17 protein-coding genes are annotated in these 22334 nt (G+C 74.7%); 11 read left to right on the top strand and 6 right to left on the bottom strand.

Going from position 1 to position 22334, the window contains the following annotated elements; genetic code table 11:
• Nucleotides 1–14: 14 nt before the first annotated feature.
• Genes ABT354_RS14505 through ABT354_RS14490 form a run of 4 tightly spaced genes read right to left on the bottom strand, consistent with a single transcriptional unit; the run spans nucleotide 15 to nucleotide 3566 of the window.
• Nucleotides 15–1061, bottom strand: coding sequence for an NAD(P)H-dependent flavin oxidoreductase (locus ABT354_RS14505; protein ID WP_351493325.1), 1047 nt, complete (start codon nucleotides 1059–1061; stop codon nucleotides 15–17).
• On the bottom strand, nucleotides 1061–1876 hold the full coding sequence (locus tag ABT354_RS14500) for a CoA-transferase subunit beta (protein WP_351493322.1): 816 nt from the start codon (nucleotides 1874–1876) through the stop codon (nucleotides 1061–1063). The genes ABT354_RS14505 and ABT354_RS14500 overlap by 1 nt, the downstream gene beginning before the upstream one ends.
• Nucleotides 1873–2757 (bottom strand): CoA transferase subunit A, encoded by an 885-nt coding sequence (locus ABT354_RS14495; RefSeq protein WP_351493320.1) that lies wholly within the window; start codon nucleotides 2755–2757, stop codon nucleotides 1873–1875. Before ABT354_RS14495 ends, ABT354_RS14500 begins: the two co-directional genes overlap by 4 nt.
• Nucleotides 2754–3566 (bottom strand): enoyl-CoA hydratase family protein, encoded by an 813-nt coding sequence (locus tag ABT354_RS14490; RefSeq protein ID WP_351493318.1) that lies wholly within the window; start codon nucleotides 3564–3566, stop codon nucleotides 2754–2756. Before ABT354_RS14490 ends, ABT354_RS14495 begins: the two co-directional genes overlap by 4 nt.
• Nucleotides 3567–3621: 55 nt before the next feature.
• Between ABT354_RS14490 and ABT354_RS14485 the strand changes: the two genes are divergently transcribed.
• Both ABT354_RS14485 and ABT354_RS14480 read left to right on the top strand, forming a co-directional pair.
• Nucleotides 3622–4473, top strand: coding sequence for an SDR family oxidoreductase (locus ABT354_RS14485; RefSeq protein ID WP_351493315.1), 852 nt, complete (start codon nucleotides 3622–3624; stop codon nucleotides 4471–4473).
• Nucleotides 4470–5399, top strand: coding sequence for an SDR family oxidoreductase (locus ABT354_RS14480; protein ID WP_351493312.1), 930 nt, complete (start codon nucleotides 4470–4472; stop codon nucleotides 5397–5399). The genes ABT354_RS14485 and ABT354_RS14480 overlap by 4 nt, the downstream gene beginning before the upstream one ends.
• Nucleotides 5400–5431: 32 nt before the next feature.
• Here the strand turns inward: ABT354_RS14480 and ABT354_RS14475 are convergent, their stop codons facing one another.
• Nucleotides 5432–6391, bottom strand: coding sequence for a hypothetical protein (locus ABT354_RS14475; RefSeq protein WP_351493310.1), 960 nt, complete (start codon nucleotides 6389–6391; stop codon nucleotides 5432–5434).
• Between the two features lie 377 nt (nucleotides 6392–6768).
• On the opposite strand from ABT354_RS14475, the gene ABT354_RS14470 reads away from it, so the two are divergent.
• Nucleotides 6769–7548: a S1 family peptidase gene (locus ABT354_RS14470; protein ID WP_351493307.1), complete on the top strand. Its 780-nt coding sequence runs from the start codon at nucleotides 6769–6771 to the stop codon at nucleotides 7546–7548.
• Nucleotides 7549–7885: 337 nt separating this feature from the next.
• On the top strand, nucleotides 7886–10945 hold the full coding sequence (locus ABT354_RS14465) for an endo-alpha-N-acetylgalactosaminidase family protein (RefSeq protein ID WP_351493306.1): 3060 nt from the start codon (nucleotides 7886–7888) through the stop codon (nucleotides 10943–10945).
• Between the two features lie 202 nt (nucleotides 10946–11147).
• Here ABT354_RS14465 and ABT354_RS14460 read toward each other — a convergent pair whose 3' ends face one another.
• Nucleotides 11148–12896: a glycoside hydrolase family 35 protein gene (locus tag ABT354_RS14460; RefSeq protein ID WP_351493304.1), complete on the bottom strand. Its 1749-nt coding sequence runs from the start codon at nucleotides 12894–12896 to the stop codon at nucleotides 11148–11150.
• A 154-nt stretch (nucleotides 12897–13050) separates the two neighbouring features.
• Here ABT354_RS14460 and ABT354_RS14455 point away from each other — a divergent pair, with 154 nt between their 5' ends.
• The 7 genes from ABT354_RS14455 to ABT354_RS14425 all read left to right on the top strand — a co-directional run bounded on the left by ABT354_RS14455 (nucleotide 13051) and on the right by ABT354_RS14425 (nucleotide 22214).
• Complete coding sequence (locus ABT354_RS14455; RefSeq protein WP_351493302.1) at nucleotides 13051–13935, top strand: helix-turn-helix domain-containing protein; 885 nt, start codon at nucleotides 13051–13053, stop codon at nucleotides 13933–13935.
• 11 nt (nucleotides 13936–13946) lie between these two features.
• Nucleotides 13947–14285 (top strand): chorismate mutase, encoded by a 339-nt coding sequence (locus tag ABT354_RS14450; RefSeq protein ID WP_351493300.1) that lies wholly within the window; start codon nucleotides 13947–13949, stop codon nucleotides 14283–14285.
• Nucleotides 14286–14574: 289 nt separating this feature from the next.
• Nucleotides 14575–15354: a peptidoglycan-binding protein gene (locus ABT354_RS14445; protein WP_351493298.1), complete on the top strand. Its 780-nt coding sequence runs from the start codon at nucleotides 14575–14577 to the stop codon at nucleotides 15352–15354.
• A gap of 152 nt (nucleotides 15355–15506) precedes the next feature.
• On the top strand, nucleotides 15507–18050 hold the full coding sequence (gene pepN, locus ABT354_RS14440) for an aminopeptidase N (protein ID WP_351493295.1): 2544 nt from the start codon (nucleotides 15507–15509) through the stop codon (nucleotides 18048–18050).
• Between the two features lie 465 nt (nucleotides 18051–18515).
• Entirely contained in the window at nucleotides 18516–19904 is a 1389-nt protein-coding gene (locus ABT354_RS14435) for a pyridoxal phosphate-dependent decarboxylase family protein (protein WP_351493293.1), read from the top strand.
• The gene (locus ABT354_RS14430) at nucleotides 19901–21313 is read left to right on the top strand and encodes a lysine N(6)-hydroxylase/L-ornithine N(5)-oxygenase family protein (protein WP_351493291.1); all 1413 of its coding nucleotides are present in this window, start codon (nucleotides 19901–19903) and stop codon (nucleotides 21311–21313) included. Before ABT354_RS14435 ends, ABT354_RS14430 begins: the two co-directional genes overlap by 4 nt.
• Nucleotides 21314–21482: 169 nt before the next feature.
• Entirely contained in the window at nucleotides 21483–22214 is a 732-nt protein-coding gene (locus ABT354_RS14425; RefSeq protein WP_502983411.1) for an SIMPL domain-containing protein, read from the top strand.
• Nucleotides 22215–22334 lie beyond the last annotated feature (120 nt).

The following is a 22334-nucleotide window of genomic DNA, read 5'->3' as shown; positions in this document are numbered from 1 at the left end:
GGCTCCGGCGGGCCCTACCGGCCGGGGAGGTCGCGGATCACCGTCTCCGCCTCCGCCATGACCGAGGCGATCAGCTCCGCACAGCTCGGCAGGTCCTCGATCACCCCCGTGACCTGTCCCGCCGCCATCACCCCGAGATCCGTGCGCCCCTCCACCATGGCCGCCCGCAGCAGCATCGGGGTGTTGGCCGCGAGCAGGGTCTGCCCCCAGCTCAGCTCCCGGCCGTGGCGCATCGCCCGGCCCTCGCGGAGCAGTGCGGCCCAGCCCGTCCCGGAGAGCCTGCGGAAGGCCGCCGCGTGGCGCAGCGAGCGCAGCAGGGTCCGGGCCCGGCCCTGCCCCTCCAGGGAGCGGACCAGTTCGGTGCGGAGCATCCGGTGCGGCAGCCCGTCGACGGCGGTGGTGACCGTCACATCCCCGACCCCCGCCGCCAGATAGCGGGCCTTCACCGCGTCCGGGACCGGTGAGTCCGAGGTCAGCAGGAAGCGGGTGCCCATGGCGATCCCGGCGGCGCCCAGGGCCAGCGCCGCCACCAGCCCCCGGCCGTCCCGGAAGCCGCCCGCCGCGACCACCGGCAGCGGTACGGCGTCCACCACCTGCGGCAGCAGCACACTGGTGGCCACCTCGCCGGTGTGGCCGCCGCCCTCGCCGCCCTGCACGATCACCGCGTCGGCGCCCCAGGCGGCCACCTTCTCGGCGTGCCGGCGGGCCCCGACGGAGGGGATCACCACCACCCCCGCGTCCTTCAGCTCCGCGATCAGCTCCCGGGTCGGGGCGAGGGCGAAGGACGCCACCCGTACCCCCTCCTCCACGATGATCCGCACCCGGGCGCGGGCGTCCTCGGCGTCGGCGCGCAGATTGACCCCGAAGGGGGCGGCGGTACGGGAGCGGACCGCGCGCACCGCCCGCCGCAGCTCGGGCACGGTCAGGGTGGCGGAGGCCAGGATGCCGAGCCCGCCCGCCTCGGCGGTGGCCGTGACCAGCCGGGGCCCGGCCACCCAGCCCATTCCGGTCTGCACCACGGGGTGGCGCACCCCGGTGAGCCGGGTCAGCGCCGTCTCCATCAGCGCCTCGCCCCCAGCTCCCGCTCGCGCAGCCCCCGGGGGTCGAGGACCTCCCGGATCAGCCGCAGCTCCGGCCCGGTGGGCTCCCGGGTGGCGGGGACCGGGCCGGTGACGGCGAGGTCGAAGCCGGTCGCCGCGTGGACCTCGGCGGCGGTGACCCCGGGGTGGGTGGAGGCCAGCCGCAGGGCGCCGTCGGGGGTGGCGAAGTCCAGCACGGCGAGATCGGTGACCACCCGGCGCAGCCGGTGGAAGCGGGTCGCGGCGGGGCCCGCCTCCCGGGCCCGGTCGTTGCCGACGCCGCAGACCAGGTCGACCCGGGGGACGAAGACCCGGGGGGAGTGGCGGGGGATCCAGTAGCTGACCGGGTTGTTGAGGGTGTTGACGGGCGCCCCGCGCATCCCCAGGAGCTGGCGCGCGGGCCGCTCCCAGGGGCCCACACAGGAGATGTTCTGGTTGCCGAAGCGGTCGAGCTGGCTGGCGCCCATCATCACATGGCGCCGTCCGCCGGTGACGAGGGCCAGATGGCGGCGGTACGGGAGCCAGCCCTCCAGCTCCCCGTCGTCCCCGACGAGCAGGGCCTCGCCGTCGGTGAGCAGCAGATCGGGGGCGAAGAGCCGGCGGGCCAGCCGGGCGCCGAGGGAGGGGATCAGCCCCATGGGGGCGGCGAGGATCTCGCCGTCGCCGCGCCAGACGTCCGCGCAGGCGACCACGGCCTGTTCGGCCCGGGAGGCCGGGCCCCCGGCCCCCGCCCCGGCCCCTGCCCCCGCCCCGTCACCTGTCCCGCCGCCGGTCCCGCCGTCTGTCCGCGCGGTCATCGGGTCCGCTCCGTCCGCCGGTCTTCCCGCCGGTCCCGTTCTGTTTCCGTTTCCTTCCGCCACTCCGCGACGGCCCGGTGGTAGTCGGCCTCGTCGCCGGCGAGGAAGCGCCCGGCGAACTCCGGCCAGGGGGTGGTCGCGTACATCCGCAGAAACTCCTCGTCGCGGCCGTGGTCCGGGGCACAGGAGGTGAAGTGGGCGCCCCGGGGGGTCTCGATCACACCCGTCACCCGGTGCCGGGAGACCAGCAGGGTCTGCGGCACCGCGCCCGCGAACCCGTCCACCAGCCGTTCGCAGCTGACATAGGCGGTGTCGGCCGCCTCGCAGAACAGATCGTCGAAGTACGGGTCGGGGCCCAGGTACTGGGCGTTGCCCCGCCGGTCGGCGCGGTTGAGGTGGACCAGCGCCGCGTCCATCCGCAGCGCGGGCGCGGCGATGAACTCCTCGCCGTCCTCGTACGGCGAGACCACGGTACGCAGCTCCGGGTTGATCCGCAGGACGTCCGAGCCGAGCCCGGCCCGCAGCGGCAGGAACGGCAGCCGGTACGCGGCGGCGCGCAGCCCCCACAGGAACATCGCCTCGTCGAGTTCGGTGAGGGCCAGGGTGCCGTGTTCGCGGGCGGCCCGGTAGTGCGGTTCCAGCGGTACGGAGTCCAGGGTGACGAAGGGGGTGACCAGCCGGCGGATCCGGCCCGCGGCGGCGAGCAGGCCCACATCGGGGCCGCCGCAGGAGACCACGGTGAGATCGGTGACCGGGGACCGGAGCAGCGCCCGGACCAGTGCCATGGGCTTGCGGCGGGCGCCCCAGCCGCCGATGCCGAGGGTCATGCCGCTGCGGAGCCGGCCGACGGCCTCGTCGGGGGTCATGGTCTTGTCGGTCACGGTTTACTCCCCCCGGCCGGATCCGCCGTGCCCGCCGCTCCGGTATCCGCTGCGGCCGTGCCCGTGCCCGTGCCCGTGCCGAAGGTGTCGCGGATCCGGCCGGCCACGCCGCTGAGCGCGGCCTCGAAGGTGAAGCCCTGCTCGAAGCGGTAGGCGCGGCGGATGTCGACGGGGTCGATGCCGTTGATCGCCGCCTTGGCGAGGCGGATCAGGGTGCCGTCCTTGCGGGCGATCTCCGCCGCCAGCTCCAGCGCGGCGGCGGCGAGGGCGGCGCGCGGCACCACCCGCCAGACGGCGCCGTGCCGGTGCAGTTCGGCGGCGGTGACGGTACGGGAGGTGAAGTACAGGGCCCGCATCAGCTGCGGCGGTACCAGCCGGGCGAGATGGGTGGCGGCGCCGAGGGCGCCCCGGTCCAGCTCGGGGAGGCCGAAGACGGCGTCCTCGGCGGCGACGACCGCGTCCGCGCTGCCCACCAGTCCGATCCCGCCGCCGAGACAGTGGCCCTGGACGGCCGCGACCACCGGGACCTCGCACTCGTACACGGCGGCGAAGGCGTCCGCGCAGCCCCGGTTGGCCCCGAGCAGGGCGTCATGGCCGGGGTCCCGCTGGATCTCCTTGAGGTCCACCCCGGCGTTGAAGCCCCGGCCCGAGGCGGCCAGCACCACACAGCGGACGGCGGGGTCCCGGCCCGCCGCGCGGACCGCGTCGGCCAGCGCGTGCCAGCCGTGCGCCGGAAGGGCGTTGACGGGCGGGTGGTCGACGGTGACCCGGCGGATTCCGTCGGCCGGGTCGGTGGTGGAGACACCCATAGGAGGATCAGCTACCTTTCCACCAAACGTTTGTTAGGTCGGAAGGTAGCAGCGGATGGGGCCGGACGGGAGAGTCGTGGTCGTCACCGGAGGCACCCGGGGTGTCGGTGCGGGCCTCACCCGCGCCTTTCTGCGGACCGGCGCCCATGTGATCATCTGCGCTCGCCACCCCCCGGACGACCCGGCCGCCCCGGCCGCCCCGGCCGCCCCGGCTGCCCCGGGGCCCCGGCCCGGCGGGGGGCGGTTCCGTCCGCCGCCCCGGGGCCCCTCGGCCCGCGGTGTCGCGGGGGCCGAGTTCCACCGGGTCGAGCTGCGGGACCCCGATGCCGTCGAGGAGTTCCTTGCCACCGTCGTACGCCGCCACGGACGGCTGGACACCCTGGTCAACAACGCGGGCGGCACCCCCTTCCGCCCGCTCGGCGAGGGCGGCCCGGCCCGGCACGCACGGGTGGTGGAGCTGAATCTGCTCGCCCCGCTCACCGTCTCGCTCGCCGCGTACCCGTATCTGCGCGCCGCCCGGGGCTCCATCGTGATGATCGGCAGCGTCAGCGGCGGGCGGCCCTCGCCGGGGACGGCCGCGTACGGGGCGGCCAAGGCCGGGCTGGAGAGCCTGGCCCGCTCCATGGCCGTCGAATGGGCCCCCGAGGTCCGGGTCAACACCCTGGTCCTGGGCATGGTCCGGACCGAACGCGCCCATCTGCACTACGGCGACGCCGCCGGGATCGCGGCCGTGGCCCGCACCGTCCCGCTGGGGCGGCTCGCCGAACCGGACGAGGTCGGCGAGGCGGCCGTCTTCCTCGCCTCCGAACGCGCCGGATACATCACCGGCGCCTCGCTCCAGCTGCACGGCGGCGGTGAGCGGCCCGCCTTCCTCGACGCCGCGACAGCACACCGGGAGGACCGATGAACGGGACGACACCGGCGGCGGACGGCCGCCGGGACCGGGTGGTCGTGGTGACCGGCGCCGGCCGGGGGCTCGGCCGCGCCCATGCCCTGGCGTTCGCCGCCGAGGGGGCGCGGGTCGTCGTCAACGACCTGGGCACCGCCCTCGACGGCTGGGGCCGCGCCGATGGCCCGGACGGCCCCGCGCACACCGTCGCCGAGGAGATCCGCGCGGCGGGCGGCGACGCCGTCGCCCACACCGGCGACATCGCCACCGAGGAGGGGGCCGCCTCCCTCGTCGCCACCGCCCTCGACACCTATGGGCGGCTGGACACCCTGGTCAACAACGCCGGTTTCCTGCGGGACCGGATGCTGGTCAACCTCACCGGGGACGACTGGGACGCGGTGCTGCGGGTCCACGCCAAGGGCCACTTCCTGACGCTGCGCCAGGCCGCCGCGTACTGGCGCACCCTGGCCAAGGAGGGCCGTCCGGCCGCCGCCCGGGTCGTCAACACCACCTCCGGCGCGGGTCTGCTGGGCGGTGTGGGGCAGGGCAACTACGCCGCCGCCAAGGCCGCGGTCGTCGCCCTCACCCTGGTCGCCGCCGCCGAGCTGGCCCCCTATGGCGTCCAGGTCAACGCCATCGCCCCGGCGGCCCGTACCCGGATGACGGAGGGCACCTTCGCCGGGCTCACCGCCCGGCCCGATGAGGTGTCCCCGCTGGTGGTCTGGCTGGGCTCCGCCGACAGCGCCGGGGTCACCGGCCGGGTCTTCGAGGCGGAGGCGGGCCGGGTCACCGTCATGGAGGGCTGGCACCCGGGCCCCACCGCCACGGCCCCCGGCCCCGGCCCCGGCTGGACCCCCGCCACCGTGGGCCCGGCGGCCCGCGCCCTGCTCACCCGCGCCACCGAGCCCCGCCCGGTCTACGGCGCCCGCCCGCCTGCTCCCTGACGGCGAGCCCGGCAAGATCCGAAAGAGACGACCTAGGTATCGCACTCCAGGATCGACCCGCACACCCCGCACCGCGCCCGGACCCGGCCCTGGACCCGCAGCCGGATGCGCTGATGGCAGACGGGGCAGGGGAAGGAGACCCGCAGCGCGTTCTCGCCCGGCTCGAAGGTGTACCCCGGGTGCTCGCCGGCTCCCGGGCCACCCGGGAGCCAGGGAGCGCGGGCGGGCCCCGGGAAGCCCGGCCGGTCGCCCGCCGGTGCGCGCCCGCCGTACCGGGCCGCGTACCGCCGGTCCCGGGCGTAGCGGACGCGGCCCGTCCGGCCCGCCGTCGTCAACGGCGGCTGCCGTAGGTCCCGCAGGGCCAGCGCACGCCCCTGGGTGTACGCGGTGTACGCCTGCGGACTGGTGAACCACGGCGCGGGGTCCTCGTCGAAGGCCAGCGCCCGCTTGGCGAGGACATAGCCGAACTCCTCCGGCGTCAGATAGCCCAGCTTCTGGCTGCTCAGCCGGGACTCCCGGAACGCGTCCAGGAGCAGCCAGCCCGCGCCCAGATAGGTGGTCGCGGTGTCCGTGAGGATCTCGTTCCGCCGGGTGCCGGGGAACGACAGATCGAGCCGGTGCAGCAGGACATGGGTGATCTCATGGGCCAGCGCCGCCCCGATGTCCCGGCGATGGTTCCGGAAGCGGTCGTTCAGCTCGATGAAGTACTCCGGCCCGGCGGTCAGTTCCACCGTCGCGGCATGGGTCATCTCCCGGAAGCCCACGATCATCCGGGCCTGGGGCAGCCGCAGATGGCGCACCAGCGCCCCGGCCACCCGCTGCACCCCGAGGTGCAGGTCGTCCCGGTCGTCGAAGGCCACCTCCGCCGGGAGGACGCTGGGCGCGTAGGCGAGCACGCCCTCGGGGGAGAGCCGCCGGTAGAGCGCGGTGATCGCGGCCCGCACCGTGTCGAGATGCGGATAGCCCCGGACCACCTCGCCCGGTCGCGTCATCCTCCGCACCTCCCCCGAAGCATCCCGCCGCACCCCCGCGGCATTCCCGATGTACCCCCGGCGCACCCCTGGACCGCCTCGGCGACGACGGTCGGCCCGCTCTCCACTGTACGGTCGCCCCCGCCGGATCCCTGGTGCCCCAGGGGCGTACGAGCCCCCTGTGACGGTGCCGCAGACGCGGTCCCGGAGCGGTCGTTCCCGCGCCTGGCCGAAAAACGATCCTTGTGGCCCGGGTCACCCACTGCCCATAATCCCGATCATCTGATTGTCGGGCCCATGACAGAAATTGGTCCCTTCCGTCCTGTTGTTCTGTCATGTTCCCGTCAGTAACCTCCCGTTGTTCCACCGGTTCCCAACCCCCCACGAAGGGCAGACCGTTGAACCTTCTCCGTACGCTCAAGAGGTGTGCCGTCGCCGGCGCCGCCGTCCTCGCGGCCGTCAGTCTCCAGCCCTCGTCCGCCTCCGCCGCGGCCTCCTCGCCGGCGCCGCCCGTCGTCGGCGGGCAGCGCGCCGCCCAGGGCGAGTTCCCCTTCATGGTCCGGCTCTCCATGGGCTGCGGCGGCTCCCTGCTCACCCAGCAGATCGTCCTCACCGCCGCGCACTGTGTCCCCGCCACCGGGAACAACACCAGCATCACCGCGACCGCCGGGGTGGTCGACCTCAACAGCGCCAGCGCCGTCCGGGTCCGCTCCACCAAGGTCTACCGCGCCCCCGGCTACAACGGAACCGGCAAGGACTGGGCCCTGGTCAAGCTCGCCCAGCCGATCAACCTGCCCACCCTCAACATCGCCGACTCCACCGAGTACAACACCGGCACCTTCACCGTGGCCGGCTGGGGCTCGGCCCGGGAGGGCGGCGCCCAGCAGCGCTATCTGCTGAAGGCGACCGTCCCGTTCGTGTCGGACGCCTCGTGCAGTAGCTCCTACCCGACTCTGGTCGCCGGTGAGGAGATCTGCGCGGGCTACACCCAGGGCGGCGTCGACACCTGCCAGGGTGACTCCGGCGGCCCGATGTTCCGCCGTGACAACGCGGGCGCCTGGATCCAGGTCGGCATCGTGAGCTGGGGCGAGGGCTGCGCCCGGCCGAACCGGCCCGGTGTCTACGCCGAGGTCTCCACCTTCGCCGCCCAGATCCGCGCCGCCGCCGCCACGCTCTGATCCGACGGCACACTCCGGTCCGACGGCACCGCGGATTCCCGGGCCCCCGGTCACCCGCCCCACGGCGGGCGGCCGGGGGCCCGCCGCATGCCCGCGCCCGGCGTCCCCGGGGCCCTCGTCCCCGGGGCCCCGCGGCTCCTGCCGCCCCCGTCACCGCGGCCCGGGGCTCCGTAAGTCCAACATCTGCCCCCGCTTTGTCCATGGGCCCCGCACCGCTCCGGCCGCAGATTGTCCCTGAGACCACCGCCGTGATCCGGATCCCCCGGCCGCCGCCCGGACGCCCGGGACCGGCGGGCCCCGGGCGCCGACCGGATCCGCCGCCTGGAGGAGGAGACCCGTGCACATACCGGAGGCCGGCCCGAGCCGCAGGACCGTCGTGGCGGCCACCGCCCTGGCCGGAGCGGGTGCCGCCCTGGGCACCGGCGCACCCGCCCTCGCCGCCCCCTCCGCCGAGGCGGTGCTCCGCTCCCCGGAGCTGGAGGTCCGGGTCGACAGCGGCTTCCCGCGCATCGTCTCGTACACCGACCGCGCCACCGGGGCGGTCCTCCACGGACAGCGGGAACCGGTCACCTCCGTCCTGATCGACTCCGTCGAGCGCTCCCCGGGACGGGTCACCGCCCGCACCCGCCGCGACCGTGCCGCGTACACCCTCGCCTTCGGCCCCACCGAGATCGATGTCGAGATCCGGGTGACCGGCCGTACCGTCCACTGGCGGGTCACCCGCATCGCGGACACCGACACCCTGCGGGTCGGCACCCTCCGGCTCCCCGGCCTCGCCCTGCTCTCCGTCCGCGACGACCAGCCGGGCGCCGTCCTGCTCGCCGCCCGGATCCAGCTGGACAAGGCGGGCGACGGCGACACCCTGGTCCGGCCCCTCCCCGGCACCCCCACCGAGGACCGGCCCACCGGCTGCGCCTACGCCGTCGTCGCGCACGACCGGCTCGGCGGTGCGATCGAGACCAATACCGTCTACGACAGGCCCACCGGCGCGGCGGGCACCACCTGGGAGAACGGCCGGCTCTGGCGGCGCCTGGTGGCGTACGACGGCCGCGTGGAGGCCCGGCTGACCCCCGGCGAGTGGACCCACCGCGCCGCCACCGCCCCCGTCGGTCAGACCGAACCGCTGCCGTACGCCACCGTGGTCATCACCGGCGACCGCAACGGCGACGGGATCGTCGACTGGCAGGACGCCGCCATCGCCTTCCGGGACATCATGGTCGACCCGCTCGGCGCCGACGACCAGCATCTGCGGGTGGTCCCGCACATCCCCTTCAACTTCGCCTCCCAGGCGACCAACCCCTTTCTGGCCACCCTCGACCAGGTGAAGCGGATCCATCTGGCCACCGACGGGCTGCGGCAGTACACCCTCCTCAAGGGCTACCAGTCCGAGGGGCACGACTCGGCCCACCCCGACTACGCGGGCAACCACAACCGGCGCGCGGGCGGACTCGCCGACCTCAACACCCTGCTGCGCGAGGGCCGGAAGTGGAACAGCGACTTCGGAGTCCATGTCAACTGCACCGAGTCCTACCCGGTCGCCCGCGCCTTCTCCGAGACGCTGGTGGACAAGGAGAACAAGCAGTGGGACTGGCTGGACCAGTCGTACCGCATCGACCAGCGCCGCGACCTGGTCAGCGGTGATGTGATCCGGCGCTTCGCCGATCTGCGGGCCGAGACCCACCCCGCGCTGAACACCCTCTACATCGATGTCTTCCGGGAGTCCGGCTGGACCTCCGACCGCCTCCAGCGGGCGCTGCGCGAGCAGGGCTGGCAGATCACCACCGAGTGGGGCCACGGGCTGGAGCGCTCCGCCCTCTGGGCGCACTGGGCCACCGAGACCGACTACGGCCCCGACACCTCCCGGGGCATCAACTCCCGGCTCATCCGCTTCGTCCGCAACCACCAGAAGGACGTCTTCGCCGACCGCTGGCCCACCCTCCTCGGCATCCCGCGCACCGGGAACTTCGAGGGCTGGGTCGGCAAGACCGACTGGACCGTCTTCTACCGGCTGATCTGGACCGAGTCGCTGCCCGCGAAGTACCTCCAGGCCCGGCCCATCAAGAAGTGGACCGACCACGAGATCACCTTCTTCGGCCCCGGCGCCACCTCCGTCGGCGACCACGACGGGGTGCGCACCATCGTCACCGACGGCCGCACGGTCTACGAGGACGGCCGCTATCTGCTGCCCTGGGAGCCGCGCCGGGCGCTGGACCCGCCGAAGCTCTACCACTGGAACCCGGCCGGCGGCACCAGCACCTGGCGGCTGCCGCGCGGCTGGGCGGGCGAGTCCGAGGTGGCCCTCTACCGCCTCACCGACCAGGGCCGGGTCTACGAGCGGAGCCTGCCGGTCCGCTCCGGCCGGGTGACCGTCGACGCCGACCCGGACCAGCCCTATGTGCTCTTCCGTACCCGGGTCCGCCCGCCGGCCGACCCCCGCTGGGGGCAGGGCACCCCGCTGTACGACCCCGGCTTCTGCGCCGGTTCCCTGGACGGCTGGGAGGTCGCCGGGGACGCCTCGGTCGTCCGCAGCGCCCTCGGCGACCATGAACTGGTGATCGGCGCGGGCACCGCCTCGGTCGGCCAGCGGCTGCACCGGCTGCGGCCCGGCACCTATGCCGCCTCCGTCCAGGTCGAGGTGGGGGAGAGCGCGGGGGAGCGGCGCCGGGCGAGCCTGGTGGTCCGTACCGCCGACGGGGTCACCGCGACCAACTGGACCGATGTCTCCACCGCCGTCAACCAGGTCGCCGCCGACCGCAAGCACGGCACCCGCTTCCAGCGGATGTTCACCTGGTTCACCGTCCCCGAGGGTGGCGGCCCCACCGATCTGGAACTGCGCGCGGCACCCGGGACGGCCCGGATCCGCTTCGACAACCTCCGGGTCGTCCCCGGGCGGCGCACCACCCGGCCCGGCACCGTCGCGTACGAGAACTTCGAGAACGTCCCCCAGGGCTGGGGCGTCTTCGTCAAGGGCGACGCGGGCGGCGCCACCGACCCGCGCACCCACATCGCCCAGCGGCACGCCCCCTACACCCAGCGGGGCTGGAACGGCAAGGCGATCGACGATGTCATCGACGGCACCGAGTCGCTCAAGTCACGCGGCGAGAACCAGGGCCTGGTCTACCGGACCGTCCAGCACCTGGTCCGCTTCGAGCCGGGCCGCCGCTACCGGGTCGCCTTCCGGTACGAGAACGAACGCGCCGGCCAGTACGCCTGGGTGACCGGCGTCGACGACCGCGAGACCGACCGGGTCCCGGTGCCGGTGGCGACCGCGCCGACGCTCTGGGAGTACGAGTTCACCGCCCCCGGGGAGGGCGAGAGCTGGGTGGGCCTGCGCAAGACCGGTGACGCCTGGGGCGCGGAGTTCGTCCTGGACTCCTTCGAGGTCCGCGAGGTCTGACCCGAGAGGCCGGCGGCGCGTGGAGCCCCGGCCGCCACCGAGCCGCCCCGTCTCTCTGCCACTTCCCCCCGGGGCAGAGGGGCGGGGCTTCCCGCCCCTCCGCCGGGGTTCGTTACCGCTCGGTCACGGCGTTGACCGGCCCGTACAGACCCTGCGGGTGGCAGATCGCCGTCGAGGTCCCCGGGGCCCAGCCGGCCGGCGCTCAGCCGGCGGGTGTCAGCGAGATCCCGTCCCCCGACTCCTCCAGCTCCAGCACCCACACCTCGTTCTCCCCCTCCCGCAGCACCGGACCCGGCACGAAGAGGGCGTCCTGCGCCCCCACCCACCAGTACCGGCCCAGACAGAAGCCGTTGACCCAGACAAAGCCCCTGCCCCACCCCGGCAGGCCCAGCCGGGCGTCACCGGCGCCCGTCACCGTCGCCGAGGCCCGGTACAGCCCCGGCGCCCGGCCCGTCACCGGTCCGCCGTCCAGCGCCGCCACCGCCGGGCCGGTGAAGGAGTCCAGCCGCAGCCCTTGGGCCCGTACCCCGTGCAGGAACTGGCGCTCGTGCAGCAGCCCCCCGGGCAGTCCCTTCGGCTCGCCCACCCGGGGGCCGTAGTTGACCCGGCCCAGCGACTCCACCCACAGCTCCACCTCGGCCGGGCCGGCCACCGGCTCCGGGAGGGTGTCGTGGTCCTCGCTCAGCACCCCCGCCCGCTCCCCGTCGACGTACACCACCGCACGGTCCCGCACCCCGGGCGCCCGCAGCGGGTAGGGGCGGCGCGGCCCGGGGACCCGTACCCGATAACGCACCAGGCCCCGGTCGACATCCAGCTCCTCGAAGGAGGGCGGGAGGGCGCCGGTGTGCTCCGGGCCGCCCAGCGCGTCGGCCACCGCCGCCAGCGGGGTCCACACCCCGGGCCGCACGGCCACCGGCGCCGCCAGCCGGGGCGGCGCGGGCGGCACCGGCGGCAGCGGCCCCTCCGCGTACGGCGCCAGCACCTCGCGGAAGAGCCGGAACTTCTCGGTCACCCCGCCGGCCTCGTCGACGGGGGCGTCGTAGTCGTACGAGGTGACGGTCGGCTCCAGCGAGCCGTCCTGCACCTCGCCGGAACGGTTCGCCCCCGCCCAGCCGCCGAAGCTGGTGCCGCCGTGCGCCATATAGACATTGACCGAGGCACCGCACTCCAGGATCTCCCGCAGCGCCTGTGCCGCCGCCGCCGGATCCCGGACCGCGGGCTCGTCGCCCCAGTGGTCGAACCAGCCGCACCAGAACTCCATGCACATCAGCGGCCCCGACGGCCGGTGCCGCCGCAGGGTGCGGAAGGCCGCCGCCGCACCCGAGCCGAAGTTCACCGTCGCCAGCGCCCCCGGCACCGAACCCCCGGTCAGCATGTGGTCCTCGGGCCCGTCCGAGGTGAACAGCGGCACCGTCACCCCCGAGGAGCGCAGCGCCCCCTCGATCCGCCGCAGATAGCCGCCGTCGGTGCCCCAACTGCCGTACTCGTTCTCGATCTGCACCATCAGCACCGGCCCGCCCCGGTCGATCTGCCGCTCCACCACCTGCGGCAGCAACCGGGCGAACCAGCGCTCCACCGGGCCGAGGAACGCCTCGTCGGCGGTGCGCACCCGCCGCCCCAGCGGACCGGTCAGCCAGTGCGGCAGCCCCCCGTTCTCCCACTCGGCGCAGATGTACGGGCCGGGGCGGACGATCGCCCACAGCCCCGCCGCCCGCGCCGCGTCCAGGAACCGGCCCAGCGCCTCCGGATCCCGGTACTCACCCGGCGCGGGCTCATGGAGATTCCACGGCACATAGGTCTCGACGCAGTTCAGCCCCATCGCCCGCAGCATCGCCAGCCGGTGCCCCCACTGCTCCTCGTGCACCCGGAAGTAGTGCAGCGCCCCCGACAGCAGCCGCACCGGCCGCCCGTCCAGCAGAAAGTCCTTCTCGCCCACACAGAAATCCGCCATTGCCCCACCTTCGGCTCTGGCGGCGGGCCGGTCCATGGACAAAGATCGGCGCTGTTTGGACGCAAGCTCGCACCGGGCCGTGGACGAGCCATGGGCGGTACGGCCGGCGCGCGGACAGAGGCCGTCGCATCGGCCGGGAGCGGGGCAGAGGCGGATGTACCACACCTGGATGCGTTACTTCACCCCCGGACCCGTCCACCACGGGCTGGGCCTGGTCTGCCTCGGCGTGGGCCTCCAGCACGGCACGCTGCCCGCCGTCGGCCCCCGCGCCCTCGACCACCATGTCGCCGTCGTCATCAGCGCCGGAGGCGGCTGGACCATCGGCACCGACGGCCGCCGCACCGGGATCGCCGCCCCCGCCCTGCTCTGGCTGCGGCCCGGCGAACGGCACCACTACGGCCCCGACCCCGGCGGCTGGGACGAGAGCTTCGTCGACTTCACCGGACCCGCCGTCACCACGTACACCGAACTCGGCTACATCGACACCGAGCGCACCGTGGTCCCGCTCCGCGACTGCGCCGGACCCCGCTCCGTCATCGGCCGGATCGCCCGCGCCGCCCGCCGGGGCAACCCCCTCCTGGAGGTCGAGACCTCCGCCGCCGTCCATGAGCTGCTGGTCGCGCTGCGCCGGGCCCGCGCCGACACCAACCCCGCCGGGGACCCCGTCCTCGCCGCGCTGGCCCGGGACGCCTTCCTCCCGCTCACCGTCGCCGAACACGCCGCCCGCCACGGCATGACCCCCGCCGAGCTGCGCACCGCCGTCCGGCGCGGCGCGGGCTGCTCGCCCAAGGACTATCTCCTCTCCATCCGGCTGGGCCGCGCCAAGGAACTCCTCGCCGCCACCGAACTGCCGGTCGCCTCGGTCGCCCGCAGGGTCGGCTACGAGGACCCCGCCTACTTCTCCCGGCTCTTCACCCGCCGGGTCGGCACCGCCCCCGTCCGCTTCCGCGAGCAGCAGGGACGGACCGTCCCCGGCGGCTGGAGCGACCGTGTCCCGGACCCCGAACACCCGCCGACGATCCCGACCGGCGCCACGTAAGCTCGGCGACCATGACCACCAGGGACATCGACGAGAACGTACGGGCCGAGCTGGACGCGCTGCGGGGGAGTATCGACAACATCGACGCCGCCGTCGTCCATATGCTCGCCGAGCGCTTCAAGTGCACCCAGCAGGTCGGCAGGCTCAAGGCCCGGCACCATCTGCCCCCCGCCGACCCGGCGCGCGAGGCCCGCCAGATCGGGCGGCTGCGGGAGCTGGCCGAGAGCGCCCGGCTCGACCCCGCCTTCGCGGAGAAGCTGCTGAACTTCATCATCGCGGAAGTCATCCGCCACCATGAGCAGCTCGCGGGCACCCCGCCGACCGACGGGGAGACCGGACCGGTCTCCTGAGGACCGCCCGGGGGTGATACGCGGGGGCATCACCCCGTGGTGACGGCGCGGGCGGCCGGGACCCGCGCACCGTCACCGGCCGCGCGCTCCTAGTGGCCCGCATCGTCACCGGCCGTGCTCCCGGTGACCCGCCCCACCACCACCCGCCCCACCATCACCGGCCCCACCACGACCGGCCCCGCTTCCGGGGCCCCGCGCACCATCACCGCCCGCGCTTCCGGTGCGGGCCGCCTCTCTGAGGGAAGGACCCTTACGGGCCCTGACCGTTCCGACCCTCAGGAGGAACGCCATGAAGCTGATCACCCGCGCCCAGTGGGGCGCGCCCGCCCAGTCCGCCGCCTCCCCGATCGCCTCGACGCGGGGCGTGAAGGTGCACTACGTCGGCTCCGCCTACCCCGCGCGCGCCCATGACCGCTGCGACGACGCCGTCCGCTCCATCCGCACCACCCACCTCAACGACCCGGACCAGAACTATGTCGACATCGCCTACAACATGCTCGTCTGCGAGCACGGCCATGTCTTCGAGGGCCGGGGCGCGCTCCGCCGCTCCGGCGCCAACGGCTCCACCGCGCTGAACACCGACCACTACGCGGTCTGCGCCCTGCTGGGCAAGACCGGGCTCACCCAGCCGACCGACGCCATGCTGGGCGGCTTACGGGACGCCATCGAGTACCTCCGGGAGCGCGGGAAGGCCGGGACGGAGATCAAGGGCCACCGCGACGGATTCGCCACCGAGTGTCCCGGTGAACCGCTGTACGCATGGGTGCGCCGAGGGGCACCCCGCCCCGGCGGGACCGTCCGGCCCCCGTCGAAGCCACCCGCGTACGAGCCCTACCCCGGCGCCGCGTTCTTCGCCCCCGGCCGCCGCAGCCCCGTCATCACCGCCATGGGCAGACGGCTGGTCGCCGAGGGCTGCGGACGGTACCAGTCCGGTCCGGGGCCGCGGTGGACCGAGGCCGACCGCCGCTCCTACGCCGCCTGGCAGCGCAGGCTCGGCCACACCGGCCAGGCCGCCGACGGCATCCCGGGCCCCGACAGCTGGGCCCGGCTCAAGGTCCCGAACACCTGACCGCCCGACGCCCGGCGGCATGGCCCCGCACTCCCCGGAGGCCCCCGCTCCCCGCCCCGGGCGCGCCCCGGGGCGTCCGGGCACGTGGCTGTGCTCACAGCGCAACCCATTCCCCGTGTGCTCGACCGCCCCCATCAGGCAGCATGGCCCCCATGTCCGTACTCACGCGCGATGAGGCGCAGATCCGTGCCCAGCTCCTCGACGTCCACCGGTACACGATCGCCCTCGATCTGTCCCGGGCGGCCGGGGGGCCGCCCGACCCGGCCGACGACGGTGGAGCGGCCGGGCCGACCTTCGGCTCCCGGTCCGTCATACACTTCACCGCCCGTGCGGACGGGGACACCTTCGTCGAGCTGAAGCCGGCCCTGCTGCACTCCGTCACGCTGGACGGGAAACACCTCGACCCCGCCCTCCTCGACGGGAACCGCTTCCCCCTGACCGGGCTGGGCGCGGGCGAGCACGAGCTGGCCGTCGAGGCGGACATGCGCTTCTCCAGCACCGGTGAGGGGATGCACCGGTTCACCGACCCCAGCGACGGGGAGGTGTACCTCTACACCCAGCTCTTCATGGAGGACGTCCAGCGCGTCTTCGCCGCCTTCGACCAGCCGGACCTCAAGGCCGTCTTCGAGGTGACCGTCACCGCCCCCGAGGGCTGGACCGTCCTCGGCAACGGGGTCGCCACCCACCGCGGCGACGGCGTCTGGAGCTGCGCCCCCACCCCGCCGCTCGCCACCTACTTCGTCGCCGTCGCCGCCGGCCCCTGGCACTCCGTCCGCACCGAGCACGCCGGGCTCCCCTTCGGACTGCACTGCCGGCGCTCCCTCGCCGAACACCTCGACACGGACGCCGACGAGCTGTTCGAGATCACCCGGCAGTGCTACGACCGCTACCACGAGAAGTTCGAGGAGCCCTACCCCTTCGACTCCTACGACCAGGCGTTCGTCCCCGAGTTCAACGCGGGCGCGATGGAGAACCCCGGTCTGGTCACCTTCCGGGACGAGTTCGTCTTCCGCTCCGCCGTCACCGACACCGAGCGCCAGACCCGCGCCATGGTCATCGCCCATGAGATGGCCCATATGTGGTTCGGCGACCTCGTCACCATGGTCTGGTGGGACGACCTCTGGCTCAATGAGTCCTTCGCCGAGTACATGGGCTTCCAGATCCTCACCGAGGCCACCCGCTTCACCGAGACCTGGACCGACTTCGCCGTCAACCGCAAGGGCTGGGGGTACGACGCCGACCAGCGGCCCTCCACCCACGCCGTCGCCCCCGACCCCGAGGCCGTCCCCGACACCGCCTCCGCGATGCTCAACTTCGACGGCATCTCCTACGCCAAGGGCGCCTCCGCACTGCGGCAGCTGGTGACCTGGATGGGCGAGAAGGACTTCCTCACCGGGATCAACGACCACTTCGCCCGGCACAAATTCGGCAACGCCACCCTCGCCGACTTCATCGACTCCCTCGGCCGGGCCACCGACCGCGATGTCCACGCCTGGGCCGAGGAGTGGCTGCGCACCACCGGCGTCGACACCCTGCGGCCCGCCGTCACCGAGACCGGGGGCACCTGGTCGCTGACGGTCGCCCGGGACGGCGGGCGCCCACACCGCGTCACCGTCGGCGCGTACGACCTCGACCCCGTCGACCCCGAGCGGGTCGTCGTCCGGAGCCGGTTCGACCTGGACATCCCCCAGACGGAGCCCGCCGGACCCTTCCCGGGCCGCCGCCCCGCCCTGGTCGTCCTCAACGACAACGACACCACCTACACCAAGATCCGCTTCGACGCGACCTCCTGGGAGACCGCGGTACGGATCCTCTCCCGGGTGCCGGACCCGCTGACCCGCGCCGTGATCTGGAACGCGGCCCGGGACATGGTCCGCGACGGGGAACTCGCCCCCCTGGAGTATCTGGAGGCCGCCCGCCTCCATCTGCCGCGCGAGAGCGACCTCGCCATCGTGCAGGGCGTCCTCTCCTTCGCCGCCGGACAGATCGCCGACCGCTGCCTGCCCGCCGGGCGGCGCCCCGCGGCGCTCGGGGTGATCCGCGACATCTGCCGGGCGCTGATGCGCCGCACCGAGGACGGCAGCGACCCGGGGCTGCGGCTGATCGCCGTACGCCATGCCATCGCCGCCGCCGCGCAGCCCGAGACCATCCAGGAGTGGCTCGCCGACGGCAGCGTCACCGGGGGGCCGGAGCTGGACCCCGAGCTGCGCTGGCGGATCCTCTACCGGCTGGCCGTCCTCGGCGCGGTCGACGAGCGCGCCATCGCCGCGGAGCTGGAGCTGGACCCCAGCGCCACCGGGCGCGAGGGCGCGGCCCGCTGCCGGGCGGCGCTGCCCACCGCCGAGGCCAAGGCGGCGGCGTGGGAGCGGATGTACACCTCGGACACGCTCACCAACTACCTCTTCACCGCCACCGCGCAGGGCTTCTGGCAGCCGGAGCAGGCCGAGCTGGTACGGGAGTACATCGAGCGCTTCTGGCCGGCCGTCATCGACCTGGCCGAGCGGCGGGGCCCGGCCATCGCGGAGGCGGCGGGGCGATACGCCTTCCCGCTGCACGCGGTGGACGAGGAGACCCTGCGCCAGGGGGAGGCGGCGCTCGACCGGCCCGGTCTGCTGCCCGCGCTCCGGCGCAGGCTCGCCGACCAGCTGGACGACCTCCGCCGCGCCCTCGCGGTCCGCGCCTCCGTCACCGACTAGCCCCACCCCGCACCCGACCCCCTGTGCCCCGGCCCCGGCCGGGGCACAGCCGTTCCCGGAGACCACCGCCCGCGCGGGCACGCGGTGCTCCCGAGGTCCCGCGCCGGCCAGGTGCCGTCCGCCGTCCGCCGGGCTCCGCGATGCGTCGCGCGTGGCCCGGGCGGCCGGACCGTGAGGAACCCCCTCTCGCGTCCCGTGACCCGCGTTCGGCGTTCCGGGGCCGGGGTCCGGGTTTCCGGCGGACGTTCCGACGCGTCCGGCCGGGTGACGGGCCCGGCCGTCGTGATGTCCTCGGCAGGTCACGGGTGCGCCGGGCGGCGTGGGCGCCGGGGGACATTCCCGTACCGGAACCGGGCTTCGGCGGGGCGCGCTCGGGGGAGACCACCCCGTACCCATACGCACCCCACCCAAAACTCCCCCGCCCCCCGCTCGTTGAGCAGACGACGACCCGCCGAAGGACCCCGTATGCCCGCGACCCCGCCGCCCCTGCCGCCCCTCGCCGGGGGGCCCACCGGCGCCGATGCCCTGCGCCCCCTCCTGGAGACCGTGCTCGACGCGCTGCGCGGTGGCGCGGCCGACCGGGGCGGGCCCCTGCCGGCCGGCGGCCCCGACGCGGTCGGCGACGCGCTGCGCCGGGCCGTCGGCGAGGTACTGCCCCGCCACGGCGCCGGCGCCGCCGAGGCACTGCACCGGCTGGTCCACGCCGTCGCCCGGGGCTCCGCCGACCCCGCCGACCCCGCGTGCGCCGCCCATCTGCACACCTCGCCCCTCGCCCTCGCCACCGCCGCCGACCTCGCCGTCTCCGCGCTCAACCCCTCCCTGGACTCCTGGGACCAGGCCCCCGCCGCCTCCGCCCTCGAAGCCGCCGTCACCACCGCGCTCGCCGCCGAGATCCACCCCGGCGCCCCCGCCCCCGACGCCGTGATCACCAGCGGCGGCACCGAGTCCAACCACCTCGCCCTGCTGCTCGCCCGGGAGCGCGCCCCCGGCCCCCTCCGGGTCCTCTGCTCCCCCGCCGCCCACCACTCCGTCCGGCGGGCCGCCTGGCTCCTCGGACTGCCCGCGCCGGTCACCCTCCCCGGCGACGGCGGACTCGACCCCGCCGCCCTCGACACCGCCCTCGGCGACCTCCCCGGCCCCCGGCTCGTCGTCGCCACCGCGGGCACCACCGACACCGGCCGGATCGACCCCCTCCGCGCCATCGCGGACCTCTGCGCCCGCCACCGCGCCGAACTCCACATCGACGCCGCCTACGGCGGCGGCCTGATCCTCTCCGAGCGCCACCGCCCCCTCCTGGACGGCCTCGACCGCGCCGACTCCGTCACCCTCGACCTGCACAAACTCGGCTGGCAGCCGGTCGCCGCCGGAGTGCTGGCCGTCGCCGACCGCGACCGCCTCGCCCCCCTCGGCCTCACCGCCGACTACCTCAACGCCGAGGACGACACCGACGCCGGACTCCCCGACCTCCTCGGCCGCTCGCTGCGCACCACCCGGCGCCCCGATGTCCTCAAGATCGCCGTCACCTTCGCGGCCCTCGGCCGGGACGGCCTCGCCCAGCTGGTCGACACCGTCATGGACAGCGCCCGGCACTTCGCCCGCCTGGTCGCCGCCCACCCCCGGATGGAGCTGTGGGAGCACCCCACCCTCACCACCGTCCTCTTCCGCCCCACCCACGCCGAAGACGAACAGATCGCGGCCATCCGCCGGACCCTGCTCACCGAGGGCCGCTGCGTCCTCGGACGGGCCCGCGCCGACGGCCGCCTCTGGCTGAAGGCCACCCTCCTCAACCCCCACACCACCCCTGATGACCTGGCCCGTCTGATCGACCTCGTGGAAGGCAGCACCCCCACATGAGCGCCCTGCCCACAGCCGCCCCCGATCAGCCCCACGACCTGGTGGGCATCGGCATCGGCCCGTCCAACCTCTCCCTCGCCGCACTCGCCCACGGCGTCCCCGGCGGACTCGCCACCGCCTTCTTCGAACAGCACCCCCGCTTCAGCTGGCACCCCGGGCTGCTGATCGAGGGCACCACCCTCCAGGTGCCGTTCCTCGCCGACCTCGTCACCCTCGCCGACCCCGCCAGCCCCTGGAGCTTCCTCAACTACCTCCGCGGCCGCGACCGGCTCTTCCCCTTCTACTTCGCCCAGACCTTCCATGTGCAGCGCGCCGAGTACGACGCCTACTGCCGCTGGGTCGGCGACCACCTCCCCGACCTCCACTTCGGCCACCGGGTCGACGCCGTCCGCTGGAACCCCGAACGCCAGGTGTTCGAAGTCGACGTCACCCGGACCGGCCCCGACGGCGCGGCCGAGGCCCTCGGCCGTACCCACGCCCGCAATATCGTCCTCGGCGTCGGCACCGAACCCCATGTCCCCGAGGCGCTGCGCCCCCTCACCACCGCCTCCGGCGCCCCCGTGATCCACTCCGCCGACTATCTCGCCCACCGGGACCGGCTGCTGGCGGCGGGCCATGTCACCGTCGTGGGATCCGGCCAGTCCGGTGCCGAGGTCTTCCTCGATCTGCTCCGGCACCGCCCGGCCGGGGCCGAACGCCTCCACTGGATCTCCCGCAGCGACGCCTTCGCCCCCATGGAGTACTCCCGGCTGGGCCTGGAGCACTTCACCCCCGACTACACGGACTACTTCCACGCCCTCACCGAGCCCACCCGGGACCGGCTGATCCCCCGTCAGTGGCAGCTCCACAAGGGCATCGACGTCCGGACGATCGACGCCATCCACCAGGAGCTGTACCGCCGCACCCTGCACGGCGGCTGGCCGGACACGGTGCTCACCCCCGGGGTCACCGTGCGGACCGCCGGCCGGCTCGCGACCACCCGGGTCGAACTCCATCTGGAACATGTCCAGCAGGGCGCCCGCACCCGGCTGACCACCGAGGCCGTCGTCCTCGCCACCGGCTACCGGAACCGCTCGGTCGGGGCGATGCTGGCCGGTCTGGAGCCCTATCAGCGCCATGACTCGGCCGGCCGGCCCCGGATCGACCGCGACTTCCGGCTGCTCCTCGACCGCTCGGTGACCGGCTCGGTCTATGTGCAGAACGCCGAGACCCACACCCATGGCGTGGGCACCCCCGACCTGGGCCTCATGGCCTGGCGCAGCGCCGCCATCCTGAACACCCTGACCGGCAAGGAGCCGTATCCGCTGCCGCGCCGTACCGCCTTCACCAGCTTCGGTCTGGACCGGGCCCCCGCCTCCGCCATCCCGGGGCAGTCGGTGCAGCTGACCCCGCTCGCCGGGGGGTTCTGACCCGGGTGGCCGCCGCGTGGCTTCCGCGGACGGCGGCCCGGACCCGGCGGCCCCGGCGGGCGGTGGCACCGACCCGGTGGCGACGGGCGGTGGCGGGCCGTCCGTACTCTGGTGCCCATCGCCGCGGTCCGCGCCGTCCGGACGGACCGCCGTACGAGGGAGGCCACCGTTGACCGCCGACGCACCCGTCCCCGCAGTTTCCGCAGTGCACCCGGGGCCCGTGCCCTTCGGGACACCCGAGGCGCCCCGGGTCGCCGTCATCGGGGAGGCCCGGCTGGAGGTCGACCCGGAGATCGCCCGGATCGGGGTCACCGTCAGCGCCCGGGGCGCCGACCGGCGGGCCGCCCTGGACGACCTCACCCGCCGCAACGCCGCCGCCCTGGAGCTGATCAGGTCGTACGGGGAGGCGGTGGAGAAGGTGGAGACGGGCGCGTTCTCCATCAGCCCGGAGCTGACCCGGTCCGGCCGGGGCGAGCGGGTACGGGCGTACCAGGGCAGTGTGCGTCTCAGCGCCGAGCTGGGGGACTTCACCGCGCTGGGCGAGCTGACCACCCGCCTCGCCGATCTGGAGCTGACCCGCATCGACGGCCCCTGGTGGGCGCTGCGACCGGACTCACCCGCCCATGGCGAGGCCCGGCGGACGGCGGTACGGGAGGCGGTGCAGCGGGCCCGTGAGTACGCGGAGGCCCTGGGCGCCCGGCTGACCGCCCTGGTGGAGCTGGCGGACCAGGGAGCGGAGCAGCCAGTTCCGTACGGCGCTCTGGACGGGGGTCTGCGCATGGCGGCCTTCGCGGGGGGCGGGGGGCCGGAGTCGGTGCCCGCGCTCGATCTGGAGCCGCAGCGCCAGACCGTCCAGGCTCAGGTCACCGCGCGCTTTCTGATGTCCCCGCCCCGGCTCTGACCCGGGAGGGTCCCCCCTCGGGTGACACCGAGTGACACCCGGGTGGGGGGCCGGGCCGGAGACAGGGCCGGAATACGGAATTCCGGCCCTGGGGGAGCCCGAATCGCGCTCATGGGAGCG

This window comes from Streptomyces sp. NPDC000594, assembly GCF_040299965.1.
Taxonomy (GTDB): Bacteria; Actinomycetota; Actinomycetes; order Streptomycetales; family Streptomycetaceae; genus Streptomyces.
This window is presented reverse-complemented; position numbering and strand designations above follow the sequence as displayed.